Origin of the sequence: Fictibacillus arsenicus (genome assembly GCF_001999465.1) — a bacterium.
In the GTDB taxonomy this organism is placed as follows: Bacteria; Bacillota; Bacilli; order Bacillales; family Fictibacillaceae; genus Fictibacillus; species Fictibacillus arsenicus.
This window is the reverse complement of record NZ_MQMF01000001.1, coordinates 753,394-770,913: the sequence shown is the minus strand read 5'-3', so window position 1 is coordinate 770,913 and position 17,520 is coordinate 753,394. Positions and strand designations below refer to the sequence as shown.

General features: G+C 39.7%; 18 protein-coding genes. 15 read left to right on the top strand and 3 right to left on the bottom strand.

Features of this window, described 5'->3' with window-relative positions; genetic code table 11:
- The first annotated feature begins 114 nt into the window (after positions 1-114).
- From UN64_RS03835 to UN64_RS03820, 4 genes are all read left to right on the top strand, one after another.
- Entirely contained in the window at positions 115-1,038 is a 924-nt protein-coding gene (locus UN64_RS03835; protein ID WP_077359865.1) for a DMT family transporter, read from the top strand.
- Between the two features lie 211 nt (positions 1,039-1,249).
- Positions 1,250-2,653 carry a branched-chain amino acid transporter BcaP gene (gene bcaP / locus UN64_RS03830; RefSeq protein ID WP_077359863.1) on the top strand — a complete coding sequence of 468 codons (1,404 nt, stop codon included), beginning with the start codon at positions 1,250-1,252 and terminating at the stop codon, positions 2,651-2,653.
- A 91-nt stretch (positions 2,654-2,744) separates the two neighbouring features.
- Positions 2,745-3,233 (top strand): GNAT family N-acetyltransferase, encoded by a 489-nt coding sequence (locus UN64_RS03825; RefSeq protein WP_077359861.1) that lies wholly within the window; start codon positions 2,745-2,747, stop codon positions 3,231-3,233.
- A gap of 127 nt (positions 3,234-3,360) precedes the next feature.
- The gene (locus UN64_RS03820; RefSeq protein ID WP_077359859.1) at positions 3,361-3,984 is read left to right on the top strand and encodes a methanogen output domain 1-containing protein; all 624 of its coding nucleotides are present in this window, start codon (positions 3,361-3,363) and stop codon (positions 3,982-3,984) included.
- Between the two features lie 37 nt (positions 3,985-4,021).
- Here UN64_RS03820 and UN64_RS03815 read toward each other — a convergent pair whose 3' ends face one another.
- On the bottom strand, positions 4,022-4,882 hold the full coding sequence (locus UN64_RS03815) for an STAS domain-containing protein (RefSeq protein WP_077359857.1): 861 nt from the start codon (positions 4,880-4,882) through the stop codon (positions 4,022-4,024).
- A 180-nt stretch (positions 4,883-5,062) separates the two neighbouring features.
- Positions 5,063-5,263 carry a cold-shock protein gene (locus UN64_RS03810; RefSeq protein WP_066292711.1) on the bottom strand — a complete coding sequence of 67 codons (201 nt, stop codon included), beginning with the start codon at positions 5,261-5,263 and terminating at the stop codon, positions 5,063-5,065.
- A gap of 388 nt (positions 5,264-5,651) precedes the next feature.
- On the opposite strand from UN64_RS03810, the gene moaA reads away from it, so the two are divergent.
- From moaA to UN64_RS03765, 9 genes are all read left to right on the top strand, one after another.
- Positions 5,652-6,668 carry a GTP 3',8-cyclase MoaA gene (gene moaA / locus UN64_RS03805; protein WP_077359855.1) on the top strand — a complete coding sequence of 339 codons (1,017 nt, stop codon included), beginning with the start codon at positions 5,652-5,654 and terminating at the stop codon, positions 6,666-6,668.
- A 98-nt stretch (positions 6,669-6,766) separates the two neighbouring features.
- Entirely contained in the window at positions 6,767-7,621 is an 855-nt protein-coding gene (locus UN64_RS03800; protein ID WP_077359853.1) for a VOC family protein, read from the top strand.
- 84 nt (positions 7,622-7,705) lie between these two features.
- Positions 7,706-8,380: a TVP38/TMEM64 family protein gene (locus UN64_RS03795; protein WP_077359851.1), complete on the top strand. Its 675-nt coding sequence runs from the start codon at positions 7,706-7,708 to the stop codon at positions 8,378-8,380.
- A gap of 346 nt (positions 8,381-8,726) precedes the next feature.
- A complete protein-coding gene (locus tag UN64_RS03790; RefSeq protein ID WP_077359849.1) occupies positions 8,727-9,269 on the top strand; it encodes a peroxiredoxin in 543 nt (180 codons plus the stop codon).
- A 57-nt stretch (positions 9,270-9,326) separates the two neighbouring features.
- The gene (locus tag UN64_RS03785; RefSeq protein WP_077359847.1) at positions 9,327-9,776 is read left to right on the top strand and encodes a TlpA family protein disulfide reductase; all 450 of its coding nucleotides are present in this window, start codon (positions 9,327-9,329) and stop codon (positions 9,774-9,776) included.
- An 11-nt stretch (positions 9,777-9,787) separates the two neighbouring features.
- Positions 9,788-10,222 (top strand): Dps family protein, encoded by a 435-nt coding sequence (locus UN64_RS03780; protein WP_077359845.1) that lies wholly within the window; start codon positions 9,788-9,790, stop codon positions 10,220-10,222.
- Between the two features lie 130 nt (positions 10,223-10,352).
- Positions 10,353-11,339 (top strand): TAXI family TRAP transporter solute-binding subunit, encoded by a 987-nt coding sequence (locus UN64_RS03775; RefSeq protein WP_077359843.1) that lies wholly within the window; start codon positions 10,353-10,355, stop codon positions 11,337-11,339.
- A 72-nt stretch (positions 11,340-11,411) separates the two neighbouring features.
- Entirely contained in the window at positions 11,412-11,894 is a 483-nt protein-coding gene (locus tag UN64_RS03770) for a DUF1850 domain-containing protein (protein WP_171978785.1), read from the top strand.
- A gap of 52 nt (positions 11,895-11,946) precedes the next feature.
- Positions 11,947-13,872: a TRAP transporter permease gene (locus tag UN64_RS03765; RefSeq protein WP_077361126.1), complete on the top strand. Its 1,926-nt coding sequence runs from the start codon at positions 11,947-11,949 to the stop codon at positions 13,870-13,872.
- 81 nt (positions 13,873-13,953) lie between these two features.
- Here the strand turns inward: UN64_RS03765 and UN64_RS03760 are convergent, their stop codons facing one another.
- Positions 13,954-15,066 (bottom strand): oxidoreductase, encoded by a 1,113-nt coding sequence (locus tag UN64_RS03760; RefSeq protein ID WP_077359839.1) that lies wholly within the window; start codon positions 15,064-15,066, stop codon positions 13,954-13,956.
- A 220-nt stretch (positions 15,067-15,286) separates the two neighbouring features.
- On the opposite strand from UN64_RS03760, the gene UN64_RS03755 reads away from it, so the two are divergent.
- Both UN64_RS03755 and UN64_RS03750 read left to right on the top strand, forming a co-directional pair.
- Entirely contained in the window at positions 15,287-16,906 is a 1,620-nt protein-coding gene (locus UN64_RS03755; protein ID WP_077359837.1) for an ABC-F family ATP-binding cassette domain-containing protein, read from the top strand.
- 272 nt (positions 16,907-17,178) lie between these two features.
- The gene (locus UN64_RS03750; protein WP_077359835.1) at positions 17,179-17,505 is read left to right on the top strand and encodes an MGMT family protein; all 327 of its coding nucleotides are present in this window, start codon (positions 17,179-17,181) and stop codon (positions 17,503-17,505) included.
- The last annotated feature ends 15 nt before the right edge of the window (positions 17,506-17,520 follow it).

Here is a 17,520-nt window from a genome sequence, read left to right as displayed (position 1 = left end):
CCCTTGCATATTAAAAATCTGACACTTTTTATAGAGTCAGAACTTCATTATAATACCTCTATGCTTATCATTTTATAAAGGTAAAAGCAAGTTGCAGCTTAGGAGGTATGCTTCATGAAACGCTCTCGTCAAATCGGTTTAATGATGATTATTAGTGGTGCCACGTTATGGGGGATTTCTGGCCCCATGATTCAGTGGCTTTTTCAAAAAACTGAACTAACATCTGCTGATTATCTAGTTGTTCGTTTAATAGCAGCAGGTGTCATTCTTTTAAATTTTTTATTTTTTTCAAAGCAAGATATCTTTGCGATTTGGAAACATCCCGGTCAATGGATTCAGCTTATCATCTTTTCGGTTCTTGGCATGCTTGGTGCCCAATATGCCTTTATCGAAACAGTGTACATAAGTAATGCCGTAACTGCTACATTGTTTCAGTTTCTTGGTCCTGTTCTTATTATGGTGTGGGTTGCTTTTCTTAACAAAAAGCTGCCTTCTTCCATGCAGTTCATCGCATTATTTGCTGCATTAGCTGGTGTTTTCTATTTGATCACAAACGGGTCTGTCCAGGATATTGTATTATCAAAGAAAGCCATCATCTTTGGGGGATTAACCGCGCTTGGTTTTACGTTTTACACGTTACACCCTGCTTCACTCATTAAGCAATGGGGGACTTCCGTTATTGTGGGGTGGGGGATGCTGATTGGTGGAATCGTCCTATATTTGGCGAATCCGGGATTAAGTCTTTCAGAGATGTCCGGTTCATTAACGGTAAGCACATTCTCCATGCTTATCTTGATCATAATAAGCGGAACGGTTTCTTTCGTTCTTTATATCGGCAGTTTAAAATACTTATCTGCCGTGGAGACAAGCCTGCTATCAAGTATTGAACCATTAGTGGCCGCGATTCTATCCATTACATGGCTGAATGAATCGTTCGGAGCGTACCAGCTATTAGGCGGGGCATTCATAGTGATTGCAGTGATATTCCTGGCGATTCCTGAAAAAGAAACGTCTATCATTTCTGAGAACATAACGTGAAGCAAAGAAAGTACATTGAAATAGATAAATATGGGAATAGTAAGAGTAACTCTGAAAAATACACAGAGTTGCTCTTTTTGTTATGAAGAAAAAAATACATATGTGCTCACTAGCCATTTTTTTACTGCACCACAAAATTTCGAAAAATTACGAATTATAGAAAAGAGAGAGGCTTACAAAATATAAATAGTTTATTTAATGGAGGATTTCTATGGGTATTTTCAGAAAGAAAAGTATTTCTGACCTAGTTGCTGCTTCTAAAACAGGGACAACGCTTAATAAAGAACTGGGTACTTGGGATTTAACGATGCTCGGTATCGGAGCGATCATCGGAACAGGGATTTTCGTCCTTACAGGTGCCGGTGCTCTAACGGCTGGGCCAGCTCTTATCATCTCATTTGTGATTGCCGGACTGGCTTGTTTATTCGCAGCACTTTCCTATGCAGAATTCGCTTCTACTGTGCCAGTTTCAGGATCAGTATATACGTATACGTATGCAACGCTAGGGGAATTCCTGGCATGGATTATCGGATGGGACTTAATCTTGGAATACCTCTTGGCAGTTAGTGCCGTTTCAGTGGGGTGGTCTGGTTACTTCCAATCACTATTAAAAGGGTTTGGCATCCATATTCCAGCAACACTAAGTGCAGCACCAGGAGCGGTCCCAGGTCTTACATCTTATTTTAATCTTCCTGCGTTTCTAATCGTTATGTTGATCACGTTTTTGCTGTCCGTAGGTGTTAAGCAGTCGAAACGCGTCAACAACATCATGGTTGTCATTAAAGTGGCCGTTGTTATCCTGTTTATCGTTGTTGCTTTCGGATATGTGAAGCCGGCGAACTGGACACCGTTTACGCCTTTTGGCATGGAAGGAATCTTTGCGGCTGCAGCTTTAGTGTTCTTTGCTTTCATCGGGTTTGATGCGATCGCGTCGGCAGCTGAGGAAACGAAGAATCCAAACAAAGATCTTCCGAAAGGGATCATCTATTCACTGCTTATCTGTACGTTCCTCTATGTGATTGTTACCGGCATCATGACAGGAGTTGTTCCGTACCCTGACTTTAAAGGAAACGAAGACCATCCTATTTCACTTGTTCTTCAAGTGGCAGGTCAGAATTGGGTAGCGGGTATAGTTGACGTAGGTGCGATCCTAGGGATGACAACCGTAATGCTAGTTATGCTCTATGGACAAACACGTGTATCCTACGCGATGTCACGTGATGGACTGTTGCCGGAGTTTTTCAGAACGGTTCATAAAAAATACCGTACTCCATATGGCTCAACATGGTTCTTTGGAATCGTTGCTGCACTAATGGGAGCGCTGATTCCGCTTGACGAGCTTGCAAAGCTTGTTAATATCGGGACGTTGTCTGCCTTTGTACTGGTTTCCATAGCAGTACTTGTGCTGAGAAGAACTCAGCCTGATCTGCCTCGTGCTTTCAGATGTCCGGGTGTACCGTGGATACCATTACTTGCGATTATATTCTGCGGTTTCTTAATGGCACAGCTGGATGGAGACACATGGATTCGATTCATCATCTGGCTTGGTATAGGTGCAGCTGTATATTTCTTATATTCAAAGAGACACTCAAAGCTTGAACAAGAAATGGAATAAGCAACTTATGAAAAGAGACTTTTTATGGAAGTCTCTTTTTTGTGGAAAAATCAGTTAAAATAAATGTTATAAACATGAATGGGGAATTATTATGATTGAAACACAGCGTCTTCTTATTGTTCCATATACTTATGAGTTAGTAGAAGCTACATTAAAAGGAAAAAGTGAACTAGAATTGGCTTTAGGCTGCAAAGTTTCTGACGAATGGCCGAGCCCGACATATGCAAAACGAATTCCGCCAAAAAAAGAAAAGCTGAAACAACACCCTGAAACATCAATTTGGAGCATGATCGTAATAGAAAAAGAGAGTAATACACTAATCGGTGAGATTGGCTGTAAAGGAGGCCCAGACGAAAAGGGAATCGTAGAGATTGGGTATGGATTAGTAAGACAAGCAAGAAATAAAGGATATGCAACAGAAATGGTTTCAAAATTAACAGAATGGCTACTTGATCGTCCGGACGTTAATAAGGTAACAGCTGAGTGCTTGGATACGAACATTCCATCAGCAAAAGTCTTAGAAAAATCAGGATTTCATTTAAGCGATCATAAAGATGGTATGTACTTTTGGAAAAAATAAGTAATTTAATTAGATTGTTATGTATTTTAAGGTTTCAAATTCTTTTTAACGGGTATCTAAAGAGTGTTGTCCATATCTTACCAATCAAACTAGAACAGCAGAATTATAAAGAAAGGGTAGATGTGTTATGCGCCTTTCAAAAGGTGAATTAAATGGACACACTTTTTTAGCAAAACTTATTACTCAATATGCCTTAATTCATAAAAAAACAATCGGTCCTGCTGCAGATAAGTATATTGAACAGCTTGGACTGAGAACAGGTGAATGGATCGAAAGTTTTTATGATGATCCACTGCACTGGACTGTTGACCAATATGTTCATGTAATAGTGGATTTGAAAAATGCAATCGGCGGGCATTTTGAAATTGTCAGTGTGGATCCTGACCATGTAGTAATTCGTGCAAAAGAGTGTCCTTTCGGAGAGTTTGTTAAGGATGCCCCACACCTATGCAAGATGACATCGAGTGTGCTAGGTGGCATTGCAGCACGGAAATTCGGTTATGGAAAAGTCACGTTGCGTCAACGAATTGCTCTAAATGATCCTATTTGTGAAGTAGCTATATATTTTGACCGAGATGATAGAGAAGAGGGGGATATCTATGAAAATATCCCGACTACACCAGAACAAGGAGATCCGTTTGCTTGGGAGGAAGAGACCATTACTATGCTTAATTATGAGCTGAAAAAAAGTGATGAAATGGTTATCAGTCTCTTAAAGGAGCTAGAAGATCTTAAACGTAAACAACTTTAAAACTCAAAAGAACAGACCCTGAAGGATCTGTTCTTTTTTATTTATTTAGTTTGCCGTATCCAAAATCAGCTAATGCTTGGAGCAGATTACCTTTTAAAGTTATTTCGTTAAAATTCAAGTTTAAGCTCACAGAAGTTTGAGCAATTTCAGGACTTAAACCCGTTAAAGTGGTTTTGACGCCAAGAAGTTTTAGCGATGACACAAGTTGGAAAATGCGATGAGCAACCATTGTATCAATGTAGCTTACTCCTGATAAGTCAATAACAAGTGAATTAATCTCGTTTTCTACACATTGCTGCAAAGTGGAGTCTAATAGTATTTTCGCTCGATTTGTATCGATTTCTCCCACAACAGGAAGAACAGCTACGCCAGGGAAAAGCGGAACGACTGGGACTGAAAGCTCTTGCAGGGATAAGTGAAACCTTTCTGCCATATCCCGATAGTTGTTTACGTAGGACTTGCTGAACGCTTGTACGGCATAATCAATCATCGGATTGATCGTGGTTGAAATGTGTAAGACAGATTCTGCTGACATGGATTGCAATGAGCCTTCTTCTTTTATAAACTCCCAAATGGCATTACGATAATAAGAAGTGCTCTCCAATGATTCATTAAGCGGTTGTCCTGAATGTACAGCAGCCATCCCAACCTTTTCACCCCACTCAGAAATCGTCTTTTTTGGATTATCGATTTTGCCGGAAATTGCGTCTCCCACTAATCGAATAAAAGTGATAGAAGCTTCGAGCCTTTCTTGTGTTTGATCTCTATGTTGAAGCGAAACATATGTTTCATTATCTGTAATGTTTGTGATGATCTTCTGTGCGATTTGTCCTGCATTTTCGTTAATCTTATTACCGATTTCGATTTGATCTGACTTTTGCTTCATTTGAAGATCCATTTACAACTCCTAATATTTTTAGACGTTAATTTTATTGTAGCAAAAACAATTTATATATGTTTGAAATTACAGAAAAATTTTTATAAGTATGAAATAATTAAAAAAGGTGTCGATATATTAATTAAGAGGCAAAAAAAAAACAGGCCTCTATGAAAGAGTCCTGTTTATCTATTTAGGCTATTACGCCTTGCGTACGTTAGTAGCTTGAGGTCCGCGTTGACCTTGTTCAACTTCAAAAGTTACGTCTTGACCTTCATCTAATGACTTGAAACCTTCTGATTGGATAGCTGAGAAATGTACGAATACGTCGTCTCCACCTTCGCGCTCGATGAATCCGAAACCTTTTTCTGCGTTAAACCATTTAACTTTACCTTGTTCCATGTTTGTTGCCTCCTGTCGTGCCAATCCGCACAATAATACTATCCTTGCTCAAAAATATCAAGATAATCGTTTACCTGTTACAATCGAACAAAAATAATTCTTCCTAATCGTAACACTTTCATCTTCAATACACAAGGGTAAGTGGCAAACGATTATTTTCCTTTAGCGCATCAGGGTCTAAAAACACCGGCGCATCAAGGGAATTGATAATAAAATTTATAAAAATTTGGTAAAATCGATGCATATAAATTGCCAAACATTAGGTAATTAGTAATTAATAACTATAATTACATTCCTTAATATAGATGCCTTTGAAAATACCTTCTGGTTTTAACTTCCTTTTATTCGTGGTACATTTAGAAAAAGACTAAAATAATGGCGTGATGTTATGGATAAAAAGAAAGTTGTTGACCAATGGCAGCGTCCTCTTCGTGATTTGCGGATATCAGTAACCGACCAATGTAACTTTCGCTGTACGTACTGTATGCCTAAAGAAATTTTTGGATCGGATTATCCATTCTTAACGAATGAGGAGTTATTATCTTTTGATGAGATCGTACGAATAGCTGCTCAGTTTGCTTCTTCAGGCGTTGAGAAAATTCGTATTACAGGCGGTGAACCTTTATTGCGTAAAGGGCTGCCTGATCTTTTAAAAAGGCTTCGTTCTATTGAAGGAATAAAAGATATAGCATTAACAACAAATGGTGTGCTGCTGCCTAAACTTGCAGCAGAGATAAAAGAAGCAGGAATGAACCGCGTTACCGTAAGCCTTGATACGCTTGATGATCAGCTTTTCGGAAGTATTAACGGACGGGGAGTAGGGGTTCAGTCTATTTTAAAAGGAATAGAAGCTGCCCATCAAGCTGGTCTTCAAGTGAAAATTAATATGATGGTTAAAAAAGGAATCAATGATCAGGAGATTCTGCCGATGGCTCGTTACTTTAAGAATACTCCTTATGTGCTTCGTTTCATTGAATATATGGATGTTGGAACATCGAACGGATGGAACTGGGATGATGTTGTTTCTAAGGATCAGATTTTAAAGGTAATCGGAGATGAACTTCCTCTTGAACCGGTTTCAGGTCATTATTATGGCGAAGTTGCAAAAAGGTATCAATATAAAGATGGAAAAGGTGAGATCGGTATCATTTCTTCTATTAGTGATACTTTTTGTTCTACATGCACCAGAGCTCGGCTTTCTGCAGATGGTAAAGTGTATACTTGCCTGTTTGCTTCTAGCGGTACTGATTTTAAACACTTTATACGCAATGGTGCTTCCGATCAGGAGATTCTTGAGCGAATAGAAAACACATGGAGCAATAGAAAAGATCGTTATTCAGATGAAAGAAGAGAAAAGAATGCTGAAGAACGAAAAAAAATAGAAATGTCATATATCGGGGGCTGATAAAAATCAGCTTCTTTTTTTACGCTTGAAGTTTGTTAATAACTATTTTATAATAACTTACATAAAGTAATTAAAATATTTGAAAGAAGGTTATATAAATGAAACCTATTCATAAAGATACGCATATCGGCAATGTCACACTTAAGGTAAGAGACCTCGAGAAACTTATTCAGTTTTATACAGAGACTATTGGATTAAAAATACTGACTAGATCAGATTCTGCTGCACAGTTATCAGCTGACGGAATTCAGCCGCTTCTGACATTAGAAAGTAATCCTAAGCTTGAACAGCGTCCCGTTCGCAGTGCGGGCTTATACCATTTAGCATTGCTTGTACCTACAAGAAAAGATCTTGCGAATGTTCTTCAGCATTTTATACAATCAGAGACTCGCCTTGCTGGGGCATCTAACCATAAATTCAGTGAAGCGATTTACCTGCAAGATCCAGAAAACAACGGGATAGAAGTTTATCGAGATGTTGATCGAAAAGATTGGGTCCGCGATGAAAAAGGAAAATTGCCTGCAGTGAGCGAACCATTAGATGTACAGGGTTTATTAGATGAGGCTGATAACAATAAGTGGAATGGTCTGCCGGAAAAAACGGTAATGGGACATGTGCATTTAAACGTGACCAACATTCCTGAAGCAGAAGAGTTCTATATGAATATACTTGGTTTTGAAGAACAAACAAGAATGGCTCATCATGCCTTATTCATCTCAGCAGGTGGATATCATCACCATATTGCTCTAAATATTTGGAACGGCCCGAATGCTATTCCTTCGCCAATAGATGCAACGGGTCTCCTGCATTATGAAATCGTTGTGCCAAGTGCTGAGGTTTTAGATGATTTAATTAATTCCCTTGAGCAGCATAATATATCGTTCATAGCTGAATCTAACAGCATATTTGTGAAGGATCCAGCTGGAAATGGCATTGTTATTAAAAATAGTTAGGAAAGTTTGTTATATAAAGTAAATATAAGGGAATAGTTCATAAACTGATCTTTTTTAAAATTTGTCAGTAAAGAAGGGGTCTTTATGAAGAAAAAAACTTGGGTGAAGTTAACAGTCCTATTTGCTGCTGTTATTCTTTTATTCGCACTCAACCATTTTGTTTTCAAACTTACCCCTTTGTCTTTACGCGATTGGGTGCTGTCCTTTGGTATGGTTGCACCTATTATATATATCTTGATTAATGTAGTTCGTCCCTTTACGCTCTTTCCGATTTCCGTTCTATCACTAGCTGGCGGACTTGCATTTGGTGCTGTCTGGGGAACCGTGTATACGGTTTTCAGCGCGACACTTGGTGCAGTTATTTCTTTTTATCTCGCCAAACATTTGGGTGCCCGATGGCTGAAAAAAACAACAGATGCTCCATCCAAGATTGAAAAATGGCAGAAACAATTAAAAGAAAAAGGATTCATTTATATTTTTCTCCTCAGGGTCATTCCGGTTTTGAATTTTGATCTTGTAAGTTATGTAGCAGGAATCTCCCGATTAAAGTTCCGTTCTTATGTTTTTGCAACCATGCTTGGGGTGCTGCCAGGAACACTGGCGTATAACCTGTTGGGGGATAGTTTTATAAAAGGAAACGGAACAGCCATTGCAATTGCCGTTTGTCTCGTTATTTTAGCAGCCTGCATACCAATTCTTATGAAAAATAAAAGCCTCATATCAGGACAGATACAAACTCAAAAAGAAGATAACGTGTAAACCTTGCTTAAAAAAAGCAAGGTTTTTTTGTGGTTTTTATAGAGTGCTCTTGATTGGGGAGCTTTGTCGACTCGAGTATTTATTGTTGTTTTTCTTGGGATTATTTCAATTAAGCCAGGGATTATTTACGCTAATCCAGGAATTAATCCTTTAAACGTGGGATTATCGATGAAAGAATGTTTTTATTAATAACTAGGATAGTTTTGAGCACAATACTTGTTCCTTATTAATAATAATTATAAATTAGTATTGACTTCAAACAAGAAATCAGTATAATTAAGATTGTTGATGGAAACATGATAATGATATTCATTATCATTTATAGATAAGAGGAGTGAAAATAATTATGGCAGAAAGAATGGTAGGCAAACAGGCACCTCGCTTTGAGATGGGGGCAATCATGCCGAACAAAGAGACGAATAAAGTAAGTTTAGAAGAGAACATGAAAAATGGAAAATGGACAGTTCTCTTCTTTTATCCAATGGATTTTACCTTTGTATGTCCGACAGAGATCACGGCATTGTCTGATAGATACGATGAATTCCAAGACTTGGATGCTGAAGTGATCGGAGTTTCAACGGATACGGTTCATACGCATCTGGCATGGATTAACACTAAACGTGAAGATAACGGACTTGGTGAGCTGAACTATCCGCTTGCTGCAGATACAAACCACCAAGTATCTCGTGACTACGGTGTCTTAATTGAAGAAGAGGGAGTCGCATTGCGTGGGTTGTTCATTATTAATCCTGAAGGTGAAATGATGTATCAGGTTGTTTTCCATAACAACATCGGACGAGATACCGACGAAACCTTGCGTGTTTTACAAGCATTGCAAACAGGCGGTCTTTGCCCGGCTAACTGGAAGCCAGGTCAAAAAACACTATAAAAACAGAAAAAAATCAAGAAAATTAAACGATTGTTTAAAATATGGAGGTTATAAGAGATGAAGTTACGTGAACAGATGCCTGAATTAGATGGTGCAACAACATGGTTGAACGATGAAGTGAAAAAAGAAGATCTTGTGGGAGAAAAAGCAACGCTGATCCATTTCTGGTCAGTAAGCTGCGGGCTTTGTAAAGAAGCAATGCCTGATGTGAACGAGCTGCGTGACGAGTATGAAGATGACTTAAACGTGGTAGCCGTTCATATGCCTCGTTCTGAAAATGATCTTGATATGAGCGTGATCGAACAGATGGCAATGGGGCATGATATCTCACAGCCGATCTATGTGGATAGTGAACATAAGCTGACAGATGCTTTTGAAAACAAATATGTTCCTGCTTATTATGTGTTTGATAAAGAAGGTAAACTGCGTCATTTCCAAGCAGGCGGAAGCGGAATGGACATGCTTCGCAAACGCTTGAACCGTGTTTTAAACGAAGAAACAAAATAGGAGGGTATTTTATGGATTCCATTCAAGATGTATTGAACAAACAGGTTGCAAACTGGAACGTACTTTTTGTGAAACTGCATAACTATCATTGGTATGTAAAGGGTCCTCACTTCTTTACCCTACATGAAAAATTCGAGGAATTATACAACGAAGCTGCAATGAATATTGATGAGCTTGCTGAGCGTCTTTTAGTTTTAAAAGGTACACCTGTCGCAACGATGAAAGAATATTTAGAGATGGCTACTGTTGAAGAAGCAAAAGGCGGAGACACAGCGGAAGAGATGGTTCATAACGTAATCAATGATTTCGAGCTATTGATCTCAGAAATTAAAGAAGGCATGGAAGTAACGGATCGCGAAGGCGATGAAGTTACTCATGACATGCTGCTTTCCGTTCGTGAAAGCCTGGCGAAACATAACTGGATGCTTCGTGCTTTCGTGAGTTAAAACCAAAAGGGTGACTTCGGTCGCCCTTTTTTTTTCTAAATTTATCAAAAAATTATAATTATTCTGCAATTTCATTTAACGTTATGCTAAACTATAAAAAAGTAATTAAATTCCATTAAGGAGGAAAAACATGAAAAAGGGGATCGCGTTATTCTTCGTACTGCTTCTTGCTTTCTCATTGGCCGCTTGCGGACAAAAGATTGAAACACCATCTGAAAAAGAAGAATCAGGAGAAAGCCCTGCTTTAAATCTTGATCGACTCAGTATTGTCACAGGTGGAACGGGCGGTACATACTATCCACTCGGTGGAGAAATGGCAAAAATTATCGGTGGTGAGTTAGACGTAGAAGCGAACTCACAAGCATCGGGTGCTTCAGTTGAAAACATGCAGCTTATACAAGATGGAGATGCTGATATAGCATTTACACAGACAGATATTGCTAGTTACGCAGCTGAAGGTAAGGAGATGTTTAAGGAGAAAGTAGATCAAATCGCAGGTATTGGTACTCTCTATCCTGAGACCATTCAAATTGTTACGCTTAAAGACAGCGGCATTAAAAGTGTTGAAGATTTAAAAGGGAAAAAGGTTTCAGTTGGGGCGCCAGGAAGCGGAACATTCGCTAACGCAGAACAAATCTTAAAAATTCATGGCATGACAATGGAAGATATTACAGCTCAGCATCTTTCATTTGATGAGTCTGCTGAAGGGATTCAGGATGGTAACATTCAAGCTGCATTTATTACAGCAGGTACACCAACAGGGGCTGTTGATGCATTATCGGCTACAAAACCAGTAACTATCGTACCGATCGCTGATGATAAGATTAAAGAGCTTATTGATGCATATCCTTACTATATTGAGGATACTGTGAAAAGCGGTACATATAAATTAGAGGCAGATGTGAAAACTGTAGCTGTTCTATCCATGCTGACTGTTCGTAAAGACATGGAAGAAGACGCAGTGTATCAGATCACAAAAGCTATCTTTGAAAACACAGATAAGATCAGTCACGCAAAAGGAGAGCTCATCTCTGCTGAAAAAGCTGTAGAGGGAATGGGGATTGACTTCCACCCAGGAGCTAAAAAGTACTTTGAAGAAAAAGGAATCTTAAAATAAGAGGGTGTAATCATGGACTAAGGAATTATCTTTAGTCCATGTATTCTTATGAAGCGCATAATAGGAGTTTTTTTGATCGTAAGTGTCCTCGCTGCCGCAAGTCTGTATCCTGCCTTTTTAGGTTTGATTATAGAAGATGGTGAGACAGGAGAATGGTTAGCTTTTATGGATATAAAGCCTGGTGAAGAATTTAGTATCAAATACATACATTCGATTCATCGAACGCCGGTACTGGAAACTTATCTTACGAATGAGGAAGGAATAATTATTCAGACTGAAATGCGTTTTGAGGAATTTGGAGTAGGGATGCCTTCTGGGGCGACCGGAACTGAGGTCTTCACACAAAAAAATGGGACTTATATCTTGTCCAACATGAACCGGACTTTTCCTTTACTAGATATTCGAACCGGACAAATCATCGCCAATCACACGCTTCTGTATGATGGACATGAGTATCCCTTCTCTAGCTTTAGTGAAAAAGGATCTTGGGTTCGAATAAAGACAGAGAAGATAAGTGTATGGCAATGGTTTATTGGAGGGAAAAAACTTGGATAACAAAAATCAAATACAGCGTGAACAAATTTCTGATCAAGCTGTACAGGAACTGATGGAAAAGTATGATCCTGAAGCAGGTTTCAGGAAATTAAAAGGTGCACTTTATTGGATTACACTGATTGGTCTTATTGCTTTTTCTTTATTCCAGCTATATACAGCAATTTTCGGCGTATTGCCTGCACAGTTGCAACGGACAATTCACTTAGGTTTTGCACTTACTCTGATCTTTTTATTATTTCCAGCATCTAAAAAGAAAAAAGAGAAAAAGCCATTATTTCAGGTCGCTTGGTATGACATAATCCTCGCTGTTTTATCGATAGCAGTAGGGTCTTATTGGTACATATTTATGGACGATCTCGTTATGAGGATTGGAAGACTCACCACGCAAGATTTTATCATTGGTCTTATCGCTATTCTTCTTGTTTTAGAAGCAACAAGACGTGTAGTAGGGCTTCCAATTACAATCATTGCAGCCATGTTCTTGCTATACGCGTATCTGGGGCCTTTTATGCCGGGGTTCTTAGAGCATAAAGGATTAAGCATTGAGCGTATTGTGAGGACGATGTTTTTTACAACAGAAGGTATTCTAGGTACTCCTCTCGCTGTTTCGTCAACTTATATCTTCTTGTTCCTCTTGTTCGGAGCGTTTCTCGTTAAAACAGGAGTCGGGGAGTATTTTAATGATTTATCAATCGTGATTGCAGGAAGGCGTGTAGGTGGACCTGCTAAGGTAGCCATTTTCTCTAGTGCTCTTCAAGGTACAATAAGCGGAAGCTCAGTTGCTAACGTTGTAACATCGGGTGCTTTTACGATCCCGATGATGAAACGTTTAGGTTATGATAAAAACTTTGCTGGCGCTGTTGAAGCTGCTTCTTCTACAGGTGGCCAGATCATGCCCCCGGTTATGGGTGCGGCAGCGTTCCTTATGGTGGAATTTATTGGGGGAGGCATCACGTATTGGGATATCGCCAAAGCTGCTGCTATCCCTGCGATTCTTTATTTCGCGGGAATCTGGATCATGACCCACTTTGAAGCGAAACGAATTGGTCTTAGAGGACTTTCGCGAGAAGAGATGCCTGAGACAAAAAGAGTCATCAAACAAATTTACTTATTGATACCGATTTTTGTGGTTATTTTTCTATTAATGAGCGGGATGAGTGTAACGAAAGCGGCTCTATGGTCGATCGTTAGTGCGATTGCCGTTGGTATGTTCAATAAGCAAACTCGTATGGGACCGAAGCTTTTTGTTGAAGCATTAGCCGATGGTGCCAGAACGGCTCTTGGCGTTGCTGCAGCTACTGCAGCTGCGGGTATGATCGTCGGTGTTGTAACAGTGACTGGTGTCGGTCTCAAAATGGCGAACGGTTTGCTTGAACTTTCAGGCGGTTATTTAATTCCAACATTGATTTTAACGATGATCGCGTCCCTTGTACTAGGAATGGGATCCCCAACAACAGCAAACTATGTAATCACATCTACTATTGCAGCACCAGCCATTCTATTATTTGGTGTTCCTGATCTTTCGGCGCATATGTTCGTGTTCTATTTTGGGATAATCGCTGATATTACACCTCCAGTAGCACTGGCAGCTTTTGCTGCAGCTGGTGTATCAGGAGGGGAACCGATACGAACCGGAATCATTTCATCTAAACTTGCCATTGCAGCGTTTATTATTCCGTACATCTTCGTTATCTCACCTCAGCTTATGCTGATTGATACGACGTGGACTGAGGCGGTTTGGGTTATTTCAACTGCTTTTATAGGAATGATCGCAATTGGTGCGGGTATGATCGGTTATTGGATGCGTCCTCTTCATTTACTGGAAAGAGCAGCAGCTGTCATTATTGGCTTTCTGCTGATTTATCCAGAGGGTATATACAGTGCAATTGGACTTGCGGCATTTGCTCTTATGCTAGGCAGCCAATACTGGATGTTGAAAAAAGACAACTCGCAAGCACCATCTTCGCCAGCGGTATAGCGGTTTACAAGCTCAAAGGCATAGAGCCAAATAGAAAGAAGCCCCGATTTGCAATTTGCAATTTCGGGGCTTTGTTTTTGTTTATTTATTAACAAGTTCATAGTCAAGTTCTGCTTCTTTAATATAAGCAATCGGCATTAAAATTTCTTGAGGCTGAAACGGTTTTAATGGTTCACCTTTTTCCAATAAAAGAGGAAGATCAGGATTGGCGAGAGCTCCTGTTCCAATGCTAATTAGATCTGCTTGCCCATTTTTTATAATTGTTTCGGCTTTTTCAACGTCATGCAGCATTCCGTTTGTTATAACAGTCTTTCCATTTCCAAAAGCTTTTGCTGCTTCAGCTAATGATTTTGTTCCTTCCCCAAAGCTTGGTACAGATCCGTCTTTATCAGTTACGTGAATATAATCAATGTCTGTTTTGCCAAGTGTTGAAAAAATCAAAGCGGCATCATTTTCACCATTTGGCCATTTATATGTCTGATCGGATACCTTCCCTTGTGAGATACGGACTCCAACTGTGAAGTCTGGCCCTGTTGTTTTTCTTACCGCCTCAATTACTCTCACAAATAGATTCAATCCTTTTTCTATTGAAGGACCATAATCGTCATTTCGGTTATTCAAGTAATCCGTCAAAAATTCATCGAGTAAATATCCGTTTGCTCCGTGAATCTCAACACCATCGAAACCAGCTTTCTTAGCATTAACTGCTGCTGCTGCAAATGCATGGATGACTTGCTCGATATCCTTCGCGTCCATCGCTTTTGGTGTTTTAAAAGGTCCAGAACCATGGTAAAAGCCTAGTTGTTCTCCTTTAGGTGCAGTGCTGGAAGGACCGACCGTTATTTCGGTATAGGCATTTGCTTGACTTTGACCACCGGCATGCATCAACTGGGCAATCATTTTTGCTCCGTTGTTTTTCACGGCACTTACAACGTCTTTCCACGCCTCAACGTGCTCCTCTGAAGCAAGCCCTGGCTGGTTTCTGTATCCCTGACTGTATAATCTATCAATGTAAATTCCCTCAGAGATAATAGCCGCAAAACCGCCTTTAGCGAAACGTTCATAGTAGCGAGTCATCGTATCGTTTGCAGCGCCATTTTCCTCCGCGCTGATTCGTGTCATTGGAGCGACCAAATATCTGTTTTTTAATGAAAGAGGACCAAATGTGTAAGAAGAAAATACATGTTTAGACATGTTGCTTAATACCTCCTAAAAGTAAGTTGATAATTTTTGTTTTGTAAAAGGTAACATAGGGTCTATTTAAATCTCAAATATTTTGCATTTTGCTACAGCTGTCTTTTATTTTCCTCTTATTTGTATGAAATATTTACAGAGTGTACAAGATTGTAAAGTTGAAGAGGATTCATTTATGATACAATCATTGGGAATGTGTTTTTATAAAGGAGAGAACTAAATGATTACTGTTACTAACGTAGGTCTTCGCTACGGCGACCGCAAGCTGTTTGAAGACGTTAATATAAAGTTCACACCAGGAAACTGCTATGGTCTAATTGGTGCGAACGGTGCGGGGAAATCTACTTTCCTGAAAATTTTATCAGGTGAGATCGAAGCGCAAACTGGTGACGTACACATGACTCCAGGTGAGCGTCTAGCGGTTTTGAAGCAGAACCACTTTGAGTATGAAGATCAAGAGGTTATGCAGACAGTTATTATGGGGCATGCACGTCTTTATGAAGTGATGCAGGAGAAAGATGCGATCTACATGAAAGCTGATTTCTCTGACGAGGATGGCATCCGTGCTGCTGAACTTGAAGGTGAGTTTGCTGAGCTTAACGGTTGGGAAGCTGAATCCGAAGCGGCGATCCTCTTAAAAGGACTTGGAATTAAAGAAGATCTTCACACGAAGAAATTAGCGGAACTGACTGGTTCTGAAAAAGTGAAAGTTTTATTAGCGCAAGCTCTTTTCGGAAAACCAGACGTACTATTGCTCGATGAGCCTACGAACAACTTGGACCTTCAGGCGATTCAATGGCTGGAAGAGTTCTTGATCAACTTCGAAAATACCGTTATCGTTGTATCCCATGACCGTCACTTCTTAAACAAAGTTTGTACGCACATGGCTGACCTTGATTTCGGTAAAATTACAATCTATGTCGGAAACTATGATTTCTGGTACGAGTCTTCACAACTGGCTCTTAGAATGGCACAAGACCAAAACAAGAAAAAAGAAGAGAAGATTAAAGAACTTCAAGCGTTCGTTGCACGTTTTAGTGCGAATGCATCTAAATCAAAGCAGGCGACTTCGCGTAAGAAGCTTCTTGATAAAATCTCACTTGATGATATCAGACCTTCTTCCCGTAAGTATCCTTACGTACACTTTGGGATCAACCGTGAGATCGGAAATGACCTTCTTCGTGTTGAAGGGTTAACGAAAACGATTGATGGCGTTAAAGTTCTTGATAACGTGAGCTTTACAATGAACAAAGACGACAAGATTGCGTTTGTTGGTAAAGAAGAGATCGCGATTTCAACATTGTTCAAAATTTTAATGGGTGAGATGGAGGCGGACAGCGGCACATACAAGTGGGGTGTAACGACTTCACAAGCTTTCTTCCCGCGCGATAACTCCAAGTATTTTGAAGGCAGCGAGCCAACACTTGTTGAGTGGTTGCGTCAATATTCTCCAGAAGACCAAACGGAAAGCTTCCTTCGCGGATTCCTTGGCCGTATGCTGTTCTCTGGTGAAGAAGTTATGAAGAAGCCAGCTGTATTGTCAGGTGGAGAGAAAGTTCGCTGTATGCTTTCTAAGATGATGCTTAGTGGTTCAAACGTATTGATTCTTGATGATCCGACAAACCACTTAGATCTTGAATCGATCACTGCACTAAACAATGGTTTGATCAGTTATAAAGGTTCATTGATGTTTACATCACATGACCATCAGTTCGTTCAAACGATCGCAAACCGTATCATCGAAATCACACCAAAAGGAATCATCGATAAGGAAATGCCTTATGATGAGTACTTGGCAAACGACGATTTGAAAAAACAGCGTCAATTGATGTATCAATAATTTTATGTGAAAGGAGTGTTAAGTCTGTAAAAGATTTAGCACTCTTTTTTGTTAGCAAACATTGTTGCTCTTGAGAGTAGTTGATTTCCGTTACAGGATGCTCGCTTTCCGCGGGGCGTGCGGTGAGTCTCCTGGGCTTTGCATTATTAGGAGTCTCAATGAAGAATCCCGCAGGAGTCTCGCACCTTGCACTCCAATCAACTTTTCAATGATGAAATTACCAAAAGCAACAATCTGTTTGAGAAGAGCCTTTTGTTAAAGGAGAGAAATATATGGAGCGTTTTACTGAAGCGGTGATTCATGTGATAAAAAATATTCCGCCTGGCAAAGTTATGTCTTATGGGCAGATTGCAAAGGTCGCTGGAAGTCCGAGAGGCGCACGGCAAGTCGTTCGTATCCTGCATTCGATGAGCGGAAAATACAACTTGCCATGGCACCGTGTGATCAATTCGAAAGGTGAAATCGGGATTCAGGATGAGGAACTGTTTTTTACTCAAAAATCGCTGCTGGAAGATGAAGGTGTGCAGTTTAAAGGAAAAAGCACGATAGATATGGAAAAATACAGATACCAGCCAATTGAAGATGAATATTTGGGATAGGAAAAAGGGAGCTAT